Annotated in this window: 11 protein-coding genes; 9 read left to right on the top strand and 2 right to left on the bottom strand. The window is 63.1% G+C overall.

The genetic code is table 11. The annotated features are described in order from the left end of the window. Window positions 1-21: 21 nt before the first annotated feature. On the bottom strand, window positions 22-885 hold the full coding sequence (locus tag OSW16_RS14625) for a MurR/RpiR family transcriptional regulator (RefSeq protein WP_241803567.1): 864 nt from the start codon (window positions 883-885) through the stop codon (window positions 22-24). Window positions 886-1027: 142 nt separating this feature from the next. Here OSW16_RS14625 and OSW16_RS14620 point away from each other — a divergent pair, with 142 nt between their 5' ends. The 9 genes from OSW16_RS14620 (at window position 1028) to OSW16_RS14580 (ending at window position 17190) form a co-directional block, all read left to right on the top strand. Further along, window positions 1028-2053, top strand: coding sequence for an Ldh family oxidoreductase (locus OSW16_RS14620; RefSeq protein ID WP_267816222.1), 1026 nt, complete (start codon window positions 1028-1030; stop codon window positions 2051-2053). A gap of 130 nt (window positions 2054-2183) precedes the next feature. Then, window positions 2184-3380 carry an aromatic amino acid transaminase gene (locus tag OSW16_RS14615; protein WP_267816220.1) on the top strand — a complete coding sequence of 399 codons (1197 nt, stop codon included), beginning with the start codon at window positions 2184-2186 and terminating at the stop codon, window positions 3378-3380. Window positions 3381-3632: 252 nt separating this feature from the next. Further along, window positions 3633-4910, top strand: coding sequence for a serine/threonine transporter (locus tag OSW16_RS14610; protein WP_267816218.1), 1278 nt, complete (start codon window positions 3633-3635; stop codon window positions 4908-4910). Between the two features lie 168 nt (window positions 4911-5078). After that, a complete protein-coding gene (tpx, locus tag OSW16_RS14605) occupies window positions 5079-5579 on the top strand; it encodes a thiol peroxidase (protein ID WP_267816216.1) in 501 nt (166 codons plus the stop codon). 309 nt (window positions 5580-5888) lie between these two features. Continuing rightward, window positions 5889-7181 carry an MdtA/MuxA family multidrug efflux RND transporter periplasmic adaptor subunit gene (locus OSW16_RS14600; RefSeq protein WP_267816214.1) on the top strand — a complete coding sequence of 431 codons (1293 nt, stop codon included), beginning with the start codon at window positions 5889-5891 and terminating at the stop codon, window positions 7179-7181. After that, window positions 7178-10276: an MdtB/MuxB family multidrug efflux RND transporter permease subunit gene (locus OSW16_RS14595; RefSeq protein WP_267816212.1), complete on the top strand. Its 3099-nt coding sequence runs from the start codon at window positions 7178-7180 to the stop codon at window positions 10274-10276. The genes OSW16_RS14600 and OSW16_RS14595 overlap by 4 nt, the downstream gene beginning before the upstream one ends. Beyond that, a complete protein-coding gene (locus tag OSW16_RS14590; protein ID WP_267816210.1) occupies window positions 10273-13380 on the top strand; it encodes an efflux RND transporter permease subunit in 3108 nt (1035 codons plus the stop codon). The genes OSW16_RS14595 and OSW16_RS14590 overlap by 4 nt, the downstream gene beginning before the upstream one ends. Further along, window positions 13377-14864: an efflux transporter outer membrane subunit gene (locus OSW16_RS14585; RefSeq protein ID WP_267816208.1), complete on the top strand. Its 1488-nt coding sequence runs from the start codon at window positions 13377-13379 to the stop codon at window positions 14862-14864. The genes OSW16_RS14590 and OSW16_RS14585 overlap by 4 nt, the downstream gene beginning before the upstream one ends. Before the next feature lie 238 nt (window positions 14865-15102). Next, window positions 15103-17190: a putative bifunctional diguanylate cyclase/phosphodiesterase gene (locus tag OSW16_RS14580; RefSeq protein WP_267816206.1), complete on the top strand. Its 2088-nt coding sequence runs from the start codon at window positions 15103-15105 to the stop codon at window positions 17188-17190. Here the strand turns inward: OSW16_RS14580 and OSW16_RS14575 are convergent. After that, window positions 17187-17447: a DUF1652 domain-containing protein gene (locus OSW16_RS14575; protein WP_267816204.1), complete on the bottom strand. Its 261-nt coding sequence runs from the start codon at window positions 17445-17447 to the stop codon at window positions 17187-17189. The two genes, OSW16_RS14580 and OSW16_RS14575, sit on opposite strands and share 4 nt — an antisense overlap. Window positions 17448-17474 lie beyond the last annotated feature (27 nt).

The raw sequence follows: 17474 nt of genomic DNA, 5'->3' as shown, positions 1-17474 counted from the left end.
CTCGCACCTCTTGCACTCTTGCTATTGTTGTTTTCCCGTCGTGTAGCCGACGAATTCGTTATGTAGAGCGGCAGTTGCTTCCAAGCGTTTTTCAACATCAGGCCCGAGCTTCTTGCAGACCTCGTTGACCATGAGGTGCACCCACGACAGCATGGCCGAGGTGGACTCCCAGAACAGGTTGAATTCGGTGGGGATGCGGAAGACCTCGTCGGCATTGGCGTCGGCCCAGTCGCAGAAGGTGTCGGTCACCAGCGTGACCGGTATGCCCGCCTGGCGGGCCTTCTGGCACAACAGCAGGGCATGGCGGGAATAGCGGCGCGCCTCGAACACCACCAACGCGCTGTTTTCCGGGCGCCCGAGCAGCACCTCGCCAAAGTGCCCGGCGCTGCCGTCGACCACCTGAACGCCGTCGCGCAGGTAGTGCAGCAGGTGGGCCATGCACTGGGCCACACCACGCTCGGTCTGGAAACCGGCGATGAATACCCGCGGCCTGTCTGCCAAGCGCTGCGCGGCTGTGTGCCAGGGTTCGCTGCGGCTGTATTCATGCACCCGTACCAGCGCGGCAATTTCCAGTTCAAGGCTGCCTGCGCGGGTGTTGTCGTCGTGCTGCTGGCGGTATTCCTGCAGGCGGTCGCCCACCAGCCATGGGCCATCACCCAGGTCGCTCTGAAGGTCTTGCTTGAGCGCCTTGAGATGGGCATAACCGAGGGAGCGGCAGAAACGCCCGACACTGGATTCGCTGACGCCGAGCTTGGCGGCAATGCTGGCCGAGGTCTGGAACGGCAGCTCATGGAGATTGGCGAGCATGTAGCTGGCGATCTTGTGGCCAGAAGCAGTCGCGGCTTGCAGGCTGTGTTCCAGGCGTTGTCTGATCGGTTGGCTCATGCTGTTGCTCCCGGCGAGGCGTGAGCAGAAGATGGATGTTTTCTGTCATGCCGTCAACATTTGACAGATAGCTGTCACATGCCGGAAAGTTTTTGTCGCTGCCCACGCTGTCGCCATTCCAATTCCAAGAAAGGAGCTTCAGATGTCTGCACCTTCCACCCACCCCGCCGTGCGCATGCCATTCGCCGAACTGCGGGGGTTGTTGCAAGCGATCTTCCAGCGTCACGGCTGCAGTGCGGCAGTGGCCGACGTCCTTGCCCACAATTGCGCCAGCGCACAGCGCGATGGTGCCCACAGTCACGGGGTGTTTCGTGTGCCTGGCTATGTCTCGACCCTGGCCAGCGGCTGGGTGAATGGCGGTGCGATACCCCAGGTGGTCGACGTTGCGGCAGGTTTCGTTCGGGTCGACGCTGGCGGTGGTTTTGCCCAGCCGGCCCTGGCCGCGGCGCGTGCACTGCTGGTCGAAAAGGCTCGCAGCGCCGGTATCGCGGTACTGGCGATTCACAACTCACACCATTTCGCAGCGCTGTGGCCCGATGTGGAGCCGTTTGCCGATGAGGGGCTGGTGGCACTGAGCGTGGTCAACAGCATGACCTGTGTGGTGCCACACGGTGCCCACAAGCCGTTGTTCGGCACCAACCCGATTGCCTTTGCCGCGCCGTGCGCGGGGCATGACCCTATCGTCTTTGACATGGCCACCAGCGCCATGGCCCACGGGGACGTGCAGATCGCTGCGCGGGCCGGCCAGCCGTTGCCGGAGGGCATGGGCGTGGACGCCGACGGCCAGCCGACCACCGACCCCACGGCCATTCTGGAGGGCGGTGCGCTGCTGCCCTTCGGCGGGCACAAGGGCTCTGCATTGTCGATGATGGTCGAGCTACTGGCGGCGGCGCTGACTGGGGGGCATTTCTCCTGGGAATTCGACTGGGCGAGCCACCCTGGGGCGAAAACACCGTGGACCGGGCAGCTGATCATCGTCATCGACCCGAGCAAGGCCGAAGGCGAGCGGTTTGCGCAACGCAGCCGGGCGCTGGTCGAGCAGATGCAGGCCGTGGGGGTGTCGCGCATGCCGGGCGAGCGGCGCTACCGGGAGCGGGAAATTGCCCAGCGTGAAGGGGTGGCGGTGACTGAGCTTGAGCTGCAGGCGCTCAAGACGCTGGCGGGCTGACATGCCGCAAATGAGCGCTGTGCAATCTTGCATAGACAACCTTGCACAATAGGTGATGTTCCTGCCCGCCGACTCCGGGTATCCTCACCTGAGCCTTTCCGAACTGTCCTGATCCAAGGAGCTGCACGCTGTGTTCAAACATGTCGATGCCTATGCCGGCGACCCGATCCTCTCGTTGATGGAAACCTTCAAGGCCGACCCGCGCGCCGACAAGGTCAACCTGAGTATCGGCCTTTATTACGATGAGGCCGGCGTGGTGCCGCAGCTCGAAGCAGTGGATGCCGTTGAAAAACGCATCGCCGGCGTGGCCCACGAGGCCTCGCTGTACCTGCCGATGGAAGGCCTGGCCAGTTACCGCCAGGCGATCCAGGCGCTGCTGTTCGGTGCCGACCACCCAGCCGTGACCGGCAAGCGCGTGGCGACCGTGCAGACCGTCGGCGGCTCCGGCGCGCTCAAGGTCGGCGCCGATTTCCTCAAGCGTTACTTCCCGGCCTCCGAAGTCTGGGTCAGCAACCCGACCTGGGACAACCACCGCGCCATCTTCGAAGGTGCAGGGTTCAAGGTGCACAGCTATCCGTACTTCGACCAGGCCAGCCGTGGCGTGGACTTCGATGGCATGCTGGCGACTTTGCAGACATTGCCAGGCAACAGTGTCGTGCTGCTGCATCCGTGCTGCCATAACCCCACCGGTGCCGATCTTACCCAGCACCAGTGGCAGCAAGTGGTGGAAGTGGTCAAGGCGCGCCAGTTGATCCCGTTCCTCGACATCGCCTACCAGGGCTTCGGCGAGGGGTTGGTGGAAGACGCGTACGCCATCCGCGAAATGGCCCGGGCCGGCGTACCTTGCCTGGTCAGCAACTCGTTCTCGAAGATCTTCTCGCTGTACGGTGAGCGGGTAGGGGGCCTGTCGGTCGTCTGCGACGATGAAGACACCACCCAAAGCGTGCTTGGCCAGCTCAAGGCGACTGTACGGCGCAACTACTCCAGCCCGCCCAACTTCGGCGCTCAGCTGGTGGCTGGCGTGCTCGGCGATGCAGCGCTGAATGCGAAGTGGGCCGCTGAAGTCGAGGTGATGCGCAAGCGTATCCTCGATATGCGCCAGGCCCTGGTCGATGCGCTGGCCGTGCTGCTGCCAGGCCAGGACTTCCAGTTCTTCCTGCGCCAACGTGGCATGTTCAGCTACACCGGTTTCAGCGTCGAGCAGGTCCGTCGCCTGCGCGACGAGTTCGGGGTGTACCTGATCGACAGCGGCCGGGTGTGCATGTCCGGCCTGCGCCCTGCCAACCTGCAACGGGTGGCCGAAGCGTTCGCTGCCGTCCAGAAGTAACACTGCGCCATACCGCTCCTGCAAGGCCTCGCGAGCGCCCGCAGGAGCGGCCTTGTGGCGCGACAGCGCCCCAAGGTGACCTCATAGTGCAACCCGCTTGTAAAGACAAGTGCAACCGTCCCTCGGGCGGGGCTTCGCATCCGCACGGTTTCAGTGCACAATCGCGCCCCTCTTTTCTGGTTGGGGTGTGCGAGGCCTCTGTTTCGCCATTCCCAGCCCTGTTGCAGTCTTGCGAGTGGAGTTGCACCCGGAATGAACGAGCAGGCCCCAAGCGTTGATCAACGCTTCGAATCGACCCCGGCTGCCCTTGGCAGCTGGTCCCGTCATGACACTACCTGGATGCTGGGGCTGTTTGGCACCGCCATCGGCGCAGGCACCTTGTTCCTGCCGATCAATGCGGGCCTCGGTGGTTTCTGGCCGCTGCTGATTCTCGCCGCACTGGCGTTCCCGATGACCTATTTCGCCCACCGCGGCCTGACCCGGTTCGTACTGTCCGGGCGTGGTGACGGCGACATCACGGACGTGGTGCAAGAGCATTTCGGCATCAAGGCCGGTGCATTGATCACCGTGCTGTACTTTTTCGCCATCTTCCCGATCCTGCTCATCTACAGCGTGGCGCTGACCAACACCGTCGCCAGCTTCATGGAGCATCAGTTGCACATGACCCCGCCGCCGCGGGCGTTATTGTCGTTCGTGCTGATCCTCGGTCTTCTGGCCATCGTACGCTGCGGTGAGCAGGCCACGGTGAAAGTCATGAGCCTGCTGGTGTACCCGTTCATCGTCGCCCTGGCGCTGCTGGGCCTTTACCTGGTTCCGCACTGGACCGGGGGGATCCTCGATAGCGCTTCTCAGTTGCCATCGGGCTCGGCTTTCCTGCACACCGTGTGGCTGGCGATCCCGGTGATGGTGTTCTCGTTCAACCACTCGCCGATCATCTCGGCCTTTGCCGTGGACCAGAAGCGCCGGTATGGCGACCACGCTGACGAGCGCAGCGGCCAGATCCTGGCCCGCGCGCACCTGCTGATGGTGGCCATGGTGCTGTTCTTCGTGTTCAGCTGCGTACTGACCCTCGACAGCGCTCAATTGGCTGAAGCCAAGGCGCAGAACCTGTCGATCCTGTCTTACCTGGCCAACCACTTCAGTAACCCGACGATCGCTTTCGCCGCGCCGCTGATCGCCTTCGTCGCCATCGCCAAGTCGTTCCTGGGGCACTACATCGGTGCCAGCGAGGGCCTGAAGGGCATCATCGCCAAGACCGGCGCACGCCCGGGCGCCAAGGCGCTGGACCGTGTGGTCGCCGCGCTGATGCTGGTGGTGTGCTGGATCGTCGCCACCCTGAACCCGAGCATCCTGGGCATGATCGAGTCGCTGGGTGGCCCGATCATCGCCGTGTTGCTGTTCCTGATGCCGATGTACGCGATCCGCCGCGTGCCATCGATGCGCAAGTACAGTGGCGCGCTGTCCAACGTTTTCGTTGTGGTGGTTGGCCTGGTCGCGCTGACGTCCGTGGTGTACGGCCTGCTGGGCTGACCCGTCCTTCGCGCTGATCAATGTCCGGGCTGCCTGGTGCAACCCGGACATTTTTTTGTCCACAAAAACTGTCAGGCAATAGAACAATTTCATTTAACCCCATAGGCACCCGGGCGCCTTCATGCTTAACTCAGTGTCCTTTTCAAACCCCGCATAAGGATTTCGTCCATGGCTCAAGTGACTCTCAAAGGCAACCCGGTTCAGGTCAACGGCGAGCTGCCGCAGGCCGGTGCCCAGGCTCCCGCCTTTTCCTTGGTAGGTGAAGGCCTGGCCGACAAGTCGCTGAAGGACTTCGCCGGCAAGCGCAAGGTGCTGAACATCTTCCCAAGCGTCGACACCCCGACCTGCGCCACCTCGGTGCGCAAGTTCAACGCCCAGGCCAACGATGTGGCCAACACCGTGGTGCTGTGCATTTCCGCCGACCTGCCGTTCGCCCAGGCGCGCTTCTGCGGCGCTGAAGGCCTGGAGAACGTGAAGAACCTGTCGACCCTGCGTGGTCGCGAGTTCCTCGAAAACTACGGTGTGGCCATCGCTGACGGCCCGCTGGCTGGCCTGGCTGCCCGTGCCGTGGTGGTGCTGGACGAAAACGACAAGGTGCTGCACAGCGAGCTGGTTGGCGAAATCGCTGACGAGCCGAACTACGACGCGGCCCTGGCGGTATTGAAGTAAGGAGCGTATAGGGCTGATGCCAGTCAGCGGGGCTAGTCAGGGATGCTGACGCGGCCCGTCGCTGCCTGGCATTGAGCCTGGGGCAGGCTATGTTCCCGGCTCCGGCTGCGGAACTCTCCAGCGCCTTGCCTTTCCAAGCAACACCCTGTAACGGCCCGGAACACACTCCGGGCCGTTTTCATTTAAAGTTCAAACTCTTGGCAACGTCAGGCAAAGGTAAACCTCTGGTAAAGGGCCTTTGCTAAAAGAGTGCCAGTGCTTATCGTTCACCTTCCCCAGTCGTCATTCCGAACAAGGTTCGTTCAACCCATGCAAGTTTCCGTCTCCCGATCCCCTCGTCGCTGGCTGGTTGGCCTGCTGATCCTGCTGCTGGTGGCCTTGCTGGCCTGGTGGTTGTGGCCCGCTGCAACGCCTGGCCAACATGAACCGGGCGGCGGGCGGCCGGGCAAAGGGATGGGCATCGGCATGGGGCGCCCCGGTTTCGGGGGCTCCACAGAGGCAGTGCCCGTGCGCGTAGAACCCGCACGGCTGGGCGACTTCCCGCTCTACTACAAGGCGCTTGGCACGGTCACCGCCACCAACACCGTCAACGTACGTAGCCGCGTTGCCGGTGAGCTGGTGAAAATCCACTTCAAGGAGGGCCAGCAGGTCAAGGCTGGCGACTTGCTCGCCGAGATCGACCCGCGCTCCTACCGCATCGCGCTGCAGCAGGCCGAAGGTACGCTGGCGCAGAACCAGGCACAGCTCAAGAACGCCCAGGTCGACCTGGCGCGGTATAAAGGCCTGTACGCCGAGGACAGCATCGCCAAGCAGACACTCGATACGGCCCAAGCTCAGGTGGCGCAGTTCCAGGGGCTTGTCAAAACCAACCAGGCTCAGGTCAACGATGCCCGCCTGAACCTCGAATTCACCCAGATCCGCTCGCCGATCAGTGGCCGGGTGGGCCTGCGTCAGCTCGACCTGGGCAACCTGGTGGCGGCCAATGACACCACCGCACTGGTGGTCATCACCCAGACCGAACCGATCAGCGTCGCGTTCACCTTGCCGGAAACCGAGCTGACCACGGTTCTGGAGCGCTATCGCAGCGGTGCAAGCCTGCCGGTCGAGGCCTGGGACCGTGGCGACAGCAAACTGCAGTCCACGGGTGTGCTGGCCAGCATCGACAACCAGATAGACATCACCACCGGTACCCTGAAGTTCAAAGGCCGCTTCGAGAACAAGGACATGGCGCTGTTCCCCAACCAGTTCGTCAACGTGCGCCTGTTGGCCGACACCCTCAAGCAGGTCGTCATGGCCCCGGCGGCGGCCATCCAGTTCGGCAACGACGGCACCTTCGCCTATGTCGTCACTGCCGACAACACGGTGAATGTGCGCAAGCTCAAGGTTGGCCCCAGTGACGGTGAGAACAGTGTCATCCTCGAAGGCCTGAAGGCGGGTGACCGCCTGGTGCTCGAGGGCACCGACCGTCTGCGCGAGGGCTCCAAGGTCGACGTGGTTGAGGACAGCTCGCAGGTACCGGCCACGCCTGGCCAGCACCTGCAGGGGCAGGACAGCAAAGGCTCGGCCCAGACCAGCGAAGCGGCAGGCAAGGCGGGCGCATGAACCTGTCGCGTCTGTTCATCCTTCGCCCGGTCGCCACCACGCTGAGCATGCTGGCCATCGTGCTGGCCGGCCTGATCGCGTACACGCTGCTGCCGGTTTCGGCTTTGCCGCAGGTCGATTACCCGACCATCCGGGTCATGACCCTGTATCCGGGCGCCAGCCCGCAGGTGATGACCAGTGCCGTCACGGCGCCGCTCGAGCGCCAGTTCGGCCAGATGCCGGGCCTGACCCAGATGGCATCGACCAGTTCTGGCGGTGCCTCGGTGCTGACCCTGCGCTTCAGCCTGGACATGAACATGGACGTCGCCGAGCAACAGGTACAGGCTGCGATCAACGCCGCCAGCAACCTGTTGCCCAGCGACCTGCCGGCCCCTCCGGTGTACAACAAGGTCAACCCTGCCGATACTCCGGTGTTGACCCTGGCCATTTCCAGCAAGACCATGCCGTTGCCCAAGCTCAACGACCTGGTCGATACCCGTGTAGCGCAGAAGCTGGCGCAGATCAGCGGCGTGGGCATGGTCAGCATCGCCGGTGGCCAGCGCCAGGCCGTGCGCATCAAGGTCAACGTCGATGCGTTGGCCGCCAATGGCCTGAACCTTGAAGACGTGCGTACCCTGGTCGGTGCCTCCAACGTCAATCAGCCCAAAGGCAACTTCGATGGCCCGACCCGGGTGTCGATGCTCGATGCCAATGACCAGCTGCGCTCGCCCGAGGAGTACGCCAACCTGATCCTGGCGTACAACAACGGTGCGCCGCTGCGCCTCAAGGACGTCGCCGAAATCGTCGACGGGGCCGAGAACGAACGCCTCGCAGCATGGGCCAACCAGAGCCAGGCGGTACTGCTGAACATCCAGCGCCAGCCCGGTGCGAATGTCATCGAGGTGGTCGATCGCATCAAGGACCTGCTGCCGTCGATCACCGACAACCTGCCAGCCGGCCTCGAGGTGGCGGTGCTGACCGACCGCACCCAGACCATCCGCGCCGCGGTCAAGGATGTGCAGCATGAACTGCTGATCGCCATCGTCCTGGTGGTGATGGTGACGTTTGTCTTCCTGCGCCGCGTCAGTGCCACCATCATCCCGTCGATTGCCGTGCCGCTGTCATTGATCGGCACCTTCGGCGTGATGTACCTGGCCGGCTTCTCGATCAACAACCTGACCCTGATGGCCTTGACCATCGCCACCGGTTTCGTGGTCGATGACGCCATCGTCATGCTGGAGAACATCTCGCGGCACATCGAGGAGGGCGAGACGCCCATGCAGGCTGCGCTCAAGGGCGCGCGGCAGATCGGTTTCACCCTGATCTCCCTGACCTTTTCGCTGATTGCCGTGCTCATCCCGCTGCTGTTCATGGCCGATGTAGTGGGCCGGCTGTTCCGCGAATTCGCCATCACGCTGGCGGTGGCTATCCTGATTTCCCTGGTGGTCTCGCTGACCCTGACACCCATGATGTGCGCACGGCTGCTCAAGCGTGAACCCAAGGAAGAAGAGCAAGGCCGCTTCTACCGCGCCAGTGGTGCGTGGATCGACTGGCTGATCGAACACTATGGCCGTGGCCTGCAATGGGTGCTCCGGCACCAGCCGCTGACCTTGCTGGTGGCGGTCGCCAGCCTGGCGCTGACCGTTTTCCTGTACATGGTGGTGCCCAAGGGCTTCTTCCCGGTCCAGGACACCGGGGTGATCCAGGGTATCTCCGAAGCGCCGGAGTCCACCTCGTTCACCGCCATGAGTGAACGCCAACAGTCGCTGAGCGCGATCATCCTGCAGGACCCGGCGGTGCAGAGCCTGTCGTCCTACATCGGTGTGGACGGTGACAATGCCACCCTCAACAGTGGGCGTCTGCTGATCAACCTCAAGCCCCATGGCGAACGCGACGTGACGGCCGGCGAGGTGATCAGCCGCTTGCAGCCTCAGCTCGACAAGCTGGTCGGCATCCGCCTGTTCATGCAGCCGGTGCAAGACTTGAGCATCGAGGATCGTGTCAGCCGCACCCAGTACCAGTTCAGCTTGTCTTCGCCCGATGCTGACCTGCTCGCGCAGTGGAGCGCCAAGCTGGTCACTGCGCTGCAACAGCGCCCGGAACTGCAGGACGTGGCCAGCGACCTGCAGGACAAGGGGCTGCAGGTGTACCTGGTGATCGACCGTGACATGGCCAGCCGCCTGGGCATCGATGTGTCGCAAATCACCAACGCCCTGTATGACGCCTTCGGTCAACGGCAGATCTCGACCATCTATACCCAGGCCAGCCAGTACCGGGTGGTGCTGCAGTCGCGTGATGCAGCAAGCATCGGGCCGCAGGCGTTGGAGTCGATCCATGTCAAAGCCAGTGACGGGGGGCAGGTGCGCCTGTCGGCCCTGGCACGCATCGAGCAGCGCCAGGCGCAACTGGCGATTTCACACATCGGCCAGTTCCCGGCTGTGATGATGTCGTTCAACCTGGCCCACGGCGCTTCTCTGGGCGAAGCGGTCAAGGTGATCGAGCAGGTACAGCAGGAAATCGGCATGCCTATCGGGGTGCAGACCCGCTTCCAGGGGGCTGCCGAGGCCTTCCAGGCGTCGCTGTCGAGCACCTTGCTGCTGATCCTTGCCGCCGTGGTGACCATGTATATCGTGCTCGGCGTGCTGTACGAGAGCTACATTCACCCGATCACCATCCTTTCGACCTTGCCGTCGGCGGCGGTCGGCGCCTTGCTGGCGTTGATCCTCAGCGGCAACGACCTGGGCATGATCGCCATCATTGGCATCATCCTGCTCATCGGCATCGTCAAGAAGAACGCGATCATGATGATCGACTTCGCCCTCGAGGCCGAGCGCAACCAAGGCATGAGCCCGCATGACGCCATCTACCAGGCGGCGCTGCTGCGCTTCAGGCCGATCCTGATGACCACCCTGGCCGCGCTGTTCGGCGCAATACCGCTGATGCTGGCCACAGGTTCGGGCGCCGAGCTGCGCCAGCCGCTGGGCCTGGTCATGGTCGGCGGCTTGCTGGTCAGCCAGGTGCTGACCCTGTTCACAACGCCGGTCATCTACCTGTACTTCGACCGCCTGGCACGCCGCTGGCGCCCGGCCACCGACGCGAAGCAGGCCGAAGCATGAACCTGTCCGGCCCGTTCATTCGCCGGCCCGTGGCAACCATGCTGCTGAGCCTGGCGATCATGCTGCTCGGTGGCGTCAGTTTCGGCCTGCTGCCGGTTTCGCCGTTGCCACAGATCGACTTCCCGGTGATCGTGGTGCAGGCCAACCTGGCTGGCGCCAGCCCTGAGGTGATGGCTTCAACAGTCGCCACGCCGCTGGAGCGCAAGCTTGGCAGTATCGCCGGTGTCACCACCCTGACCAGCAGCTCCAACCAGGGCTCGACCCGGGTGATCATCGGCTTCGAGCAAGGGCGGGACATCGACGGTGCCGCGCGCGAGGTTCAAGCGGCGATCAATGCCACGCGCAACCTGCTACCCAGCGGCATGCGCAGCATGCCGACCTACAAGAAACTCAACCCGTCGCAGGCGCCGATCATGGTGCTGTCGCTGACCTCGGACGTGTTGCAGAAGGGCCAGCTTTACGATCTGGCTGACACCATACTGTCGCAGAGCCTGGCTCAGGTCAGTGGGGTAGGGGAGGTACAGATCGGCGGCAGTTCGTTGCCGGCTGTGCGCATTTCCGTCGAGCCGCAACTGCTCAACCAGTACAGCCTGGCCCTGGACGACGTGCGCACTGCGGTAGCCAACGCCAACCAGCGCCGGCCGATGGGTTACGTCGAAGACAGCGAGCGCAGCTGGCAGGTACGGGCCAATGATCAGCTGGAAAAAGCCAAGGATTACGAACCGGTCGTGATCCGGCAGGAGAACGGTACGATACTGCGCCTGTCCGACGTGGCGACCATCACCGACGGCGTCGAGAACCGCTACAACAGCGGCTTTTTCAACGATCAGAGTGCCGTGCTGTTGGTAATCAACCGTCAGATCGGCGCCAACATCATCGAGACCGTCGACCAGATCCACGCGCAGTTGCCGGCCCTGCAGTCGCTGCTGCCGGCCAGCGTGCAGTTGAACGTGGCCATGGACCGTTCGCCGGTCATCAAGGCCACCCTCAAGGAAGCCGAGCACACGCTGCTGATCGCCGTGGGGCTGGTCATCCTCGTGGTCTACTTGTTCCTTGGCAGTCTGCGCGCCTCGTTGATCCCCAGCCTGGCGGTCCCGGTATCGCTGGTGGGTACCTTCGCGGTGATGTACCTGTGCGGTTTTTCGCTGAACAACCTGTCGCTGATGGCGTTGATCCTCGCCACAGGCCTGGTGGTGGACGATGCCATCGTGGTGCTGGAGAACATTTCGCGGCATATCGAGGACGGCCAGCCGCCGATGCGTGCGGCGTTCCTCGGCGCCAAGGAAGTCGGCTTTACCTTGCTGTCGATGAACGTCTCGCTGGTGGCGGTGTTCGTTTCGATCCTGTTCATGGGCGGCATCGTGCGCAGCCTGTTCCAGGAGTTCTCGATTACGCTGGCGGCGGCGATCATCGTCTCGCTGGTGGTGTCGCTGACCTTGACCCCGATGCTCTGTGCCCGCTGGCTCAAGCCCCACCGCGCGGACCAGTCGCGTTTGCAGCGCTGGAGCGATAACCTGCACAAGCGCATGGTCGAAGGCTACGATCGCAGCCTGGGTTGGGCCCTTCGCCACAAGCGCCTGACCTTGATCAGCCTGCTGGCGACCATCGGCCTGAACATCGTGCTGTATGTGGTGGTGCCGAAAACGTTGATCCCGCAGCAGGACACCGGGCAGCTGATGGGCTTCATCCGCGGTGACGACGGGCTGTCGTTCACCGTGATGCAGCCGAAGATGGAAATCTACCGCCGTGCCTTGCTGGCCGACCCGGCCGTGCAGAGTGTTGCCGGGTTCATTGGCGGCAACAGTGGTACCAACAACGCCATGGTCCTGGTGCGCCTGAAACCGATCAGCGAGCGCAAGATCGATGCGCAGCAGGTCATCGAGCGTTTGCGCAAGGAAATGCCCAAGGTACCTGGCGGTCGGCTGTTCCTGATGGCTGATCAGGACCTGCAGCTGGGCGGCGGTGGCCGTGACCAGACTTCGTCGCAGTACCTGTACACCTTGCAGAGCGGCGACCTGACAGCGTTGCGCCAGTGGTTCCCCAAGGTGGTGGCAGCCATGCGCGCGCTGCCCGAACTGACCGCCATCGACGCCCGCGACGGTTCTGGTACCCAGCAGGTGACCCTGGTAGTCGATCGCGACCAGGCCAAGCGCCTGGGCATCGACATGGACATGGTCACCACCGTACTGAACAACGCCTACAGTCAACGGCAGATCTCGACCATCTACGACAGCCTCAACCAGTACCAGGTGGTGCTTGAGATCAACCCGAAATACGCCTGGGACCCGAGCAGCCTGGAGCAGGTGCAGGTGATCACCAGCGACGGGGCGCGCGTGCCATTGTCGACCATCGCCCATTACGAGAACAGCCTGGCGAACGACCGGGTCAGCCATGAGGGCCAGTTCGCTGCCGAAGACATCGCCTTCGACATTGCCGAAGGCTACAGCGCCGACCAGGCAATGGCCGCGGTGGAGCGGGCGGTGGCCAAGCTCGGTCTGCCCGAAGAGGTGATTGCCAAGCTGGGTGGCACCGCAGATGCCTTCGCCAAGACCCAGCAAGGCCAGCCGTTCATGATCCTTGGCGCATTGGTGCTGGTGTATCTGGTACTGGGCATACTCTATGAGAGCTACATTCACCCGCTGACCATCCTCTCCACCTTGCCCTCCGCTGGCGTGGGGGCCTTGCTCGCGCTTTACGTCACCGGGGGCGAGTTCAGCCTGATCTCGCTGCTGGGGCTGTTCCTGCTGATTGGCGTGGTGAAGAAGAACGCCATTCTGATGATCGACCTGGCGCTGCAACTGGAACGCCAACAGGGCCTGACGCCTGAAGAGTCGATCCGCCGCGCCTGCCTGCTGCGCCTGCGGCCGATCCTGATGACCACGCTGGCGGCCATGCTGGGCGCCTTGCCCTTGCTGCTCAGCCGCGCCGAGGGCGCGGAAATGCGCCAGCCGCTGGGGCTTACGATCATCGGCGGCCTGGTCTTCAGCCAAGTCTTGACCCTGTATACGACGCCGGTGGTGTACCTGTACCTCGACCGCCTGCGCCACCGATTCAACCATTGGCGCGGCGTGCGCACCGATGCCGCTCTGGATACCCCGCTATGAACTTTGCCCATTCTCCACTCCACCGTGCCCTGCAACTGCTGACCTGCGGGCGTGGTTCGCGCCTGGTCGGTGCCGGTTTGTGCGTGGCGCTGCTGAGCGCCTGTACCCTGAGCCCGGACTACCATCGCCCAGAGCTGAGCACGCCGGCGCAGTTCAAGCAGGCCGAGGGCTGGACCCAGGCCAACCCGTCCGATGCCATCGCCCGTGGCGCGTGGTGGGAAATCTATGGTGACCCCGGGCTCAACGCCTTGGTCGAGGAGCTCAACCGCAGCAACCAGAGTGTGGCTCAGGCCGAAGCCCAGTATCGCCAGGCCCAAGCGCTGGTGCGCAGCAGCCGTGCGTCGTTGTTCCCAAGCCTGGACCTGACAACCAGCAAGAATCGCTCGGCCCAGGGTACCGGCAGTTCGAGCTCCAGCCTGTCCAACAACAGCAGCGGAATTCGCAACACTTACAACGCGCAGCTTGGCGTGAGCTGGGAAATCGACCTGTGGGGCAAGTTGCGTGAGACCATGAACGCCAACGAAGCCAGTGCCCAAGCAAGCTTCGCCGACCTTGCCGCAATCCGCCTAAGCCAGCAGTCTGAACTGGTACAGAACTACCTGCAGTTGCGCGTGATCGATGAGCAAAAGCGCCTCCTGGAAGCCACCGTCGCGACGTATGAGCGGTCGTTGCGCATGACTGAAAACCAGTACCGCGCAGGCGTCTCCGGCCCTGACGCCGTGGCCCAGGCCCGCACCCAGCTCAAGACCACCCAAGCTGACCTGATAGACCTGGCCTGGCAACGTGCACAGTTCGAAAACGCCATTGCCGTGTTGCTGGGCAAGGCCCCAGCGGAGTTTGCCCTCGCCGACAGCAACAGCATCCCGGCGTTGCCGCAGATTCCGGTGAGCCTGCCGTCACAACTGCTGGAACGTCGCCCGGACATCGCTTCGGCCGAACGCAATGTGATGGCCGCCAACGCCAGCATCGGCGTGGCACGGGCCGCGTATTTCCCGGACTTGAGCCTGAGCATGAGTGGTGGCTATTCCAGCAGTACCTTCAATGACTGGATACAGTTGCCCAACCGTTACTGGTCGGTAGGGCCGCAACTGGCACTGACACTCTTTGATGCCGGCAAGCGCAGCGCGGAGGTTGATCGCACGGTCGCGGTATACGACCAGACCGTGGCGCAGTACCGCCAGACCGTGCTCGACGGCTTCAAGGAAGTCGAGAATTACCTGGTACAGCTAAAGGTTTACGGCGACGAGGCGGTCGTGCGCCAGGAAGCTCTGGATGCTGCGCGTGAATCGTTGCGCCTGACCGACAACCAGTACAGGGCCGGGCTGATCGGTTATCTGGATGTCGTCAATGTCCAGACTACGGCACTGAGCAACGAGCGCAGCGTGTTGAACCTGTTGCAGGGGCGGCTGGTGGCCAGCGTGCAGCTGATCGCTGCGCTGGGCGGTGGCTGGGATGCCGAGCAAGCGTTTGCCGAGCAGGAGTGAAGGCAGGCCTGAGCCAAGCCTTTGGTCTGTTTTTATGTGCGCCGTGTGGAGAGTGGGAAGCCGACAGATGGCACTTTAATGTCATTCGCTCATCCGAGCGCTCTACGGCAGGCCTAACGGCCTGTTCGGGTAATTTTTGGATCCATTTTCGTGTCCAGAAATCCCGTGCGTTTCGCCAAAGCTTGAGTACAATCGTCAGCTTTTTCGGGCCCCCCTTGTCCCGCCGCTGGAACTCTCGATGCTGACCGGTAGTTACTCTTCTTCGCTGGTGCTGATCTCACTGTGCGTGGCCATCCTGGCCTCCTATACCGCCCTGGACCTTACCGGCCGCATCGCTACTGCCCGAGGCAGGGCGGTGCTCATCTGGATGGGCGGTGGGGCGTTGGCGATGGGGATCGGCGTCTGGTCGATGCACTTTATCGGCATGCTCGCCTTCAGCCTGCCGATCGATCTGGGCTATGACGTTGGCCTGACAGCATTGTCATTGTTGATCGCCGTGCTCTCCTCGGGGTTTGCCTTGTGGCTGGTGAGCCAACCGAGCCTGCCGTGGCTGCAACTGGGGTTTGGCGCGCTTATCATGGGCGCCGGCATCAGCTGCATGCATTACACCGGGATGGCAGCGCTGCGCATGTTACCGGGCATCGACTATGACCCGACGCTGTTCGGCGCCTCGCTGGCGATCGCTGTGGGCGCATCGGCGGCAGCACTGTGGATCGCTTTCCGGCTGCGCCAGCATACCCCTTACGTGCGCCAGATCCGAGGGCTGGCGGCTGTGCTGATGGGCATTGCCATCGTTGGCATGCACTACACCGGCATGGCCGCAGCCAACTTCCAGAAGGGCAGTTTCTGCGGCGCCCTGGCAGACGGGTTGCAAGGGGACGGGCTGGTCTATCTGGTGCTCATCACTACCTTGGCGGTGCTCGCAGTGGCGTTGCTGACTTCGGTACTCGATGCGCGCCTGGAGGCACGCACAGCAGAGCTTGCGCGGTCGCTGACCCTCGCCAACCAGGAACTGACCCAGTTGGCGCTGCATGACACGCTGACCGGCCTGCCCAACCGCACGCTGCTTTCCGACCGTATCGAGCAGGCGATCGGCAAGGTGGCGGAGCAGGGCGGTTGTTTTGCACTGATGTTCATCGACCTGGACGGCTTCAAGCCGGTCAATGATGCATTTGGTCACCATGTGGGCGACCTGCTGCTCAAGGCAGTGGCCGCACGCTTGCGCGGCCACTTGCACAGCCAGGATACGCTGGCGCGCATTGGCGGCGATGAATTCGTGTTGCTGGTGGCACTGCAGGAGCCTGCAGATGCCATGGATGTGGCGGTCAAACAGGTCAACCTGATATCACGGGCGTTCCGCGTGGCCGAGCATGACTTGCAATTGACGGCGAGCGTGGGCATTGCCCTGTATCCGGGTAATGGCCAAGACCAGCTGGAGTTGCTGCGCAACGCGGATGCTGCCATGTATCACGCCAAGAGCGCCGGCAAGAATGGCTACAGCTTCTTCGACATTTCCATGAACAGCAATGCCCGCCAACAGTTGCAGCTGCTGCAGGACTTGCGCATGGCTTTGGAGCAACGCCAGTTCCGCCTGCACTACCAGCCTAAGTTCGCTGCGCGGGCTTGCCAGGCGATCGGCGCAGAGGCCCTGTTGCGCTGGCAGCACCCGCAGCACGGTCTGTTGCTGCCGGATCGTTTCATTGGCCTGGCGGAAAAAACCGGCCTGATCATCCCGATTGGCGAATGGGTACTGGACGAGGCGTGCCGGCAGATGCGCCAATGGCTTGACCAAGGGCATGAAAACTGGCGCATGGCAGTCAACCTGTCCGCGATCCAGTTTTGTCATGCCGGCCTGGTTGACAGCGTTGCCCGCGCCCTGCGCGACAATGACCTGCCAGCCAACAGCCTGACCCTCGAGATCACCGAAACCACTGCCATGCATGATGCCGATGCCAGCCTGGCGGTGCTGCAGCGGCTGTCCGACATGGGGGTGGACCTGTCCATCGACGACTTTGGTACCGGCTACTCGAGCCTGATGTACCTCAAGCGCTTACCCGCCAACGAGCTGAAGATTGACCGCGGCTTTGTCCGCGACCTGGAGCAGGACAGCGACGACGCAGCCATTGTCTCGGCCATCGTGGCGTTGGGCCAGGCGTTGGGCTTGCGTATCGTTGCCGAAGGTGTGGAAACCGGTGGCCAGCAGGATTTCCTGACGCGCCTGGGCTGTGATTCGCTACAGGGTTACCTGCTGGGGCAGCCGGTGCCGGCCGAGCAGTTCATGGGGACATTGCAGGTATTGCAGCAAACCCCGGAGGCGGTCGCCTAGCCGGCGTCACGCAGGGCGAAAACCGGTACGAAGGCATCCATTTCGGCTTCTACGGCCTCAATGATGCGTTCGACATCGGCTGCCGCCATGATCGCCGTGCAGGGGATGCCGGCAATCGCCAGCAGCGTTTCGCCCGTGGCACGGTCGAACAGGCGCGCGATCATGCTGCGCGGCGCATCCATGTTGGCCTCGAAACCCAGGGGGTGGAAGTGCCAGCGCATCACCTGGCAGGCGTTGGGGAACGTCATCTTGTTCATGCCAGCCTCCTTGTCCTTTTCTGGGCG

The organism is Pseudomonas putida (assembly GCF_026625125.1).
GTDB lineage: Bacteria > Pseudomonadota > Gammaproteobacteria > Pseudomonadales > Pseudomonadaceae > Aquipseudomonas > Aquipseudomonas putida_X.
The sequence above is the reverse complement of the archived record's forward strand: the minus strand, read 5'-3'. Positions and strand labels throughout refer to the sequence as shown.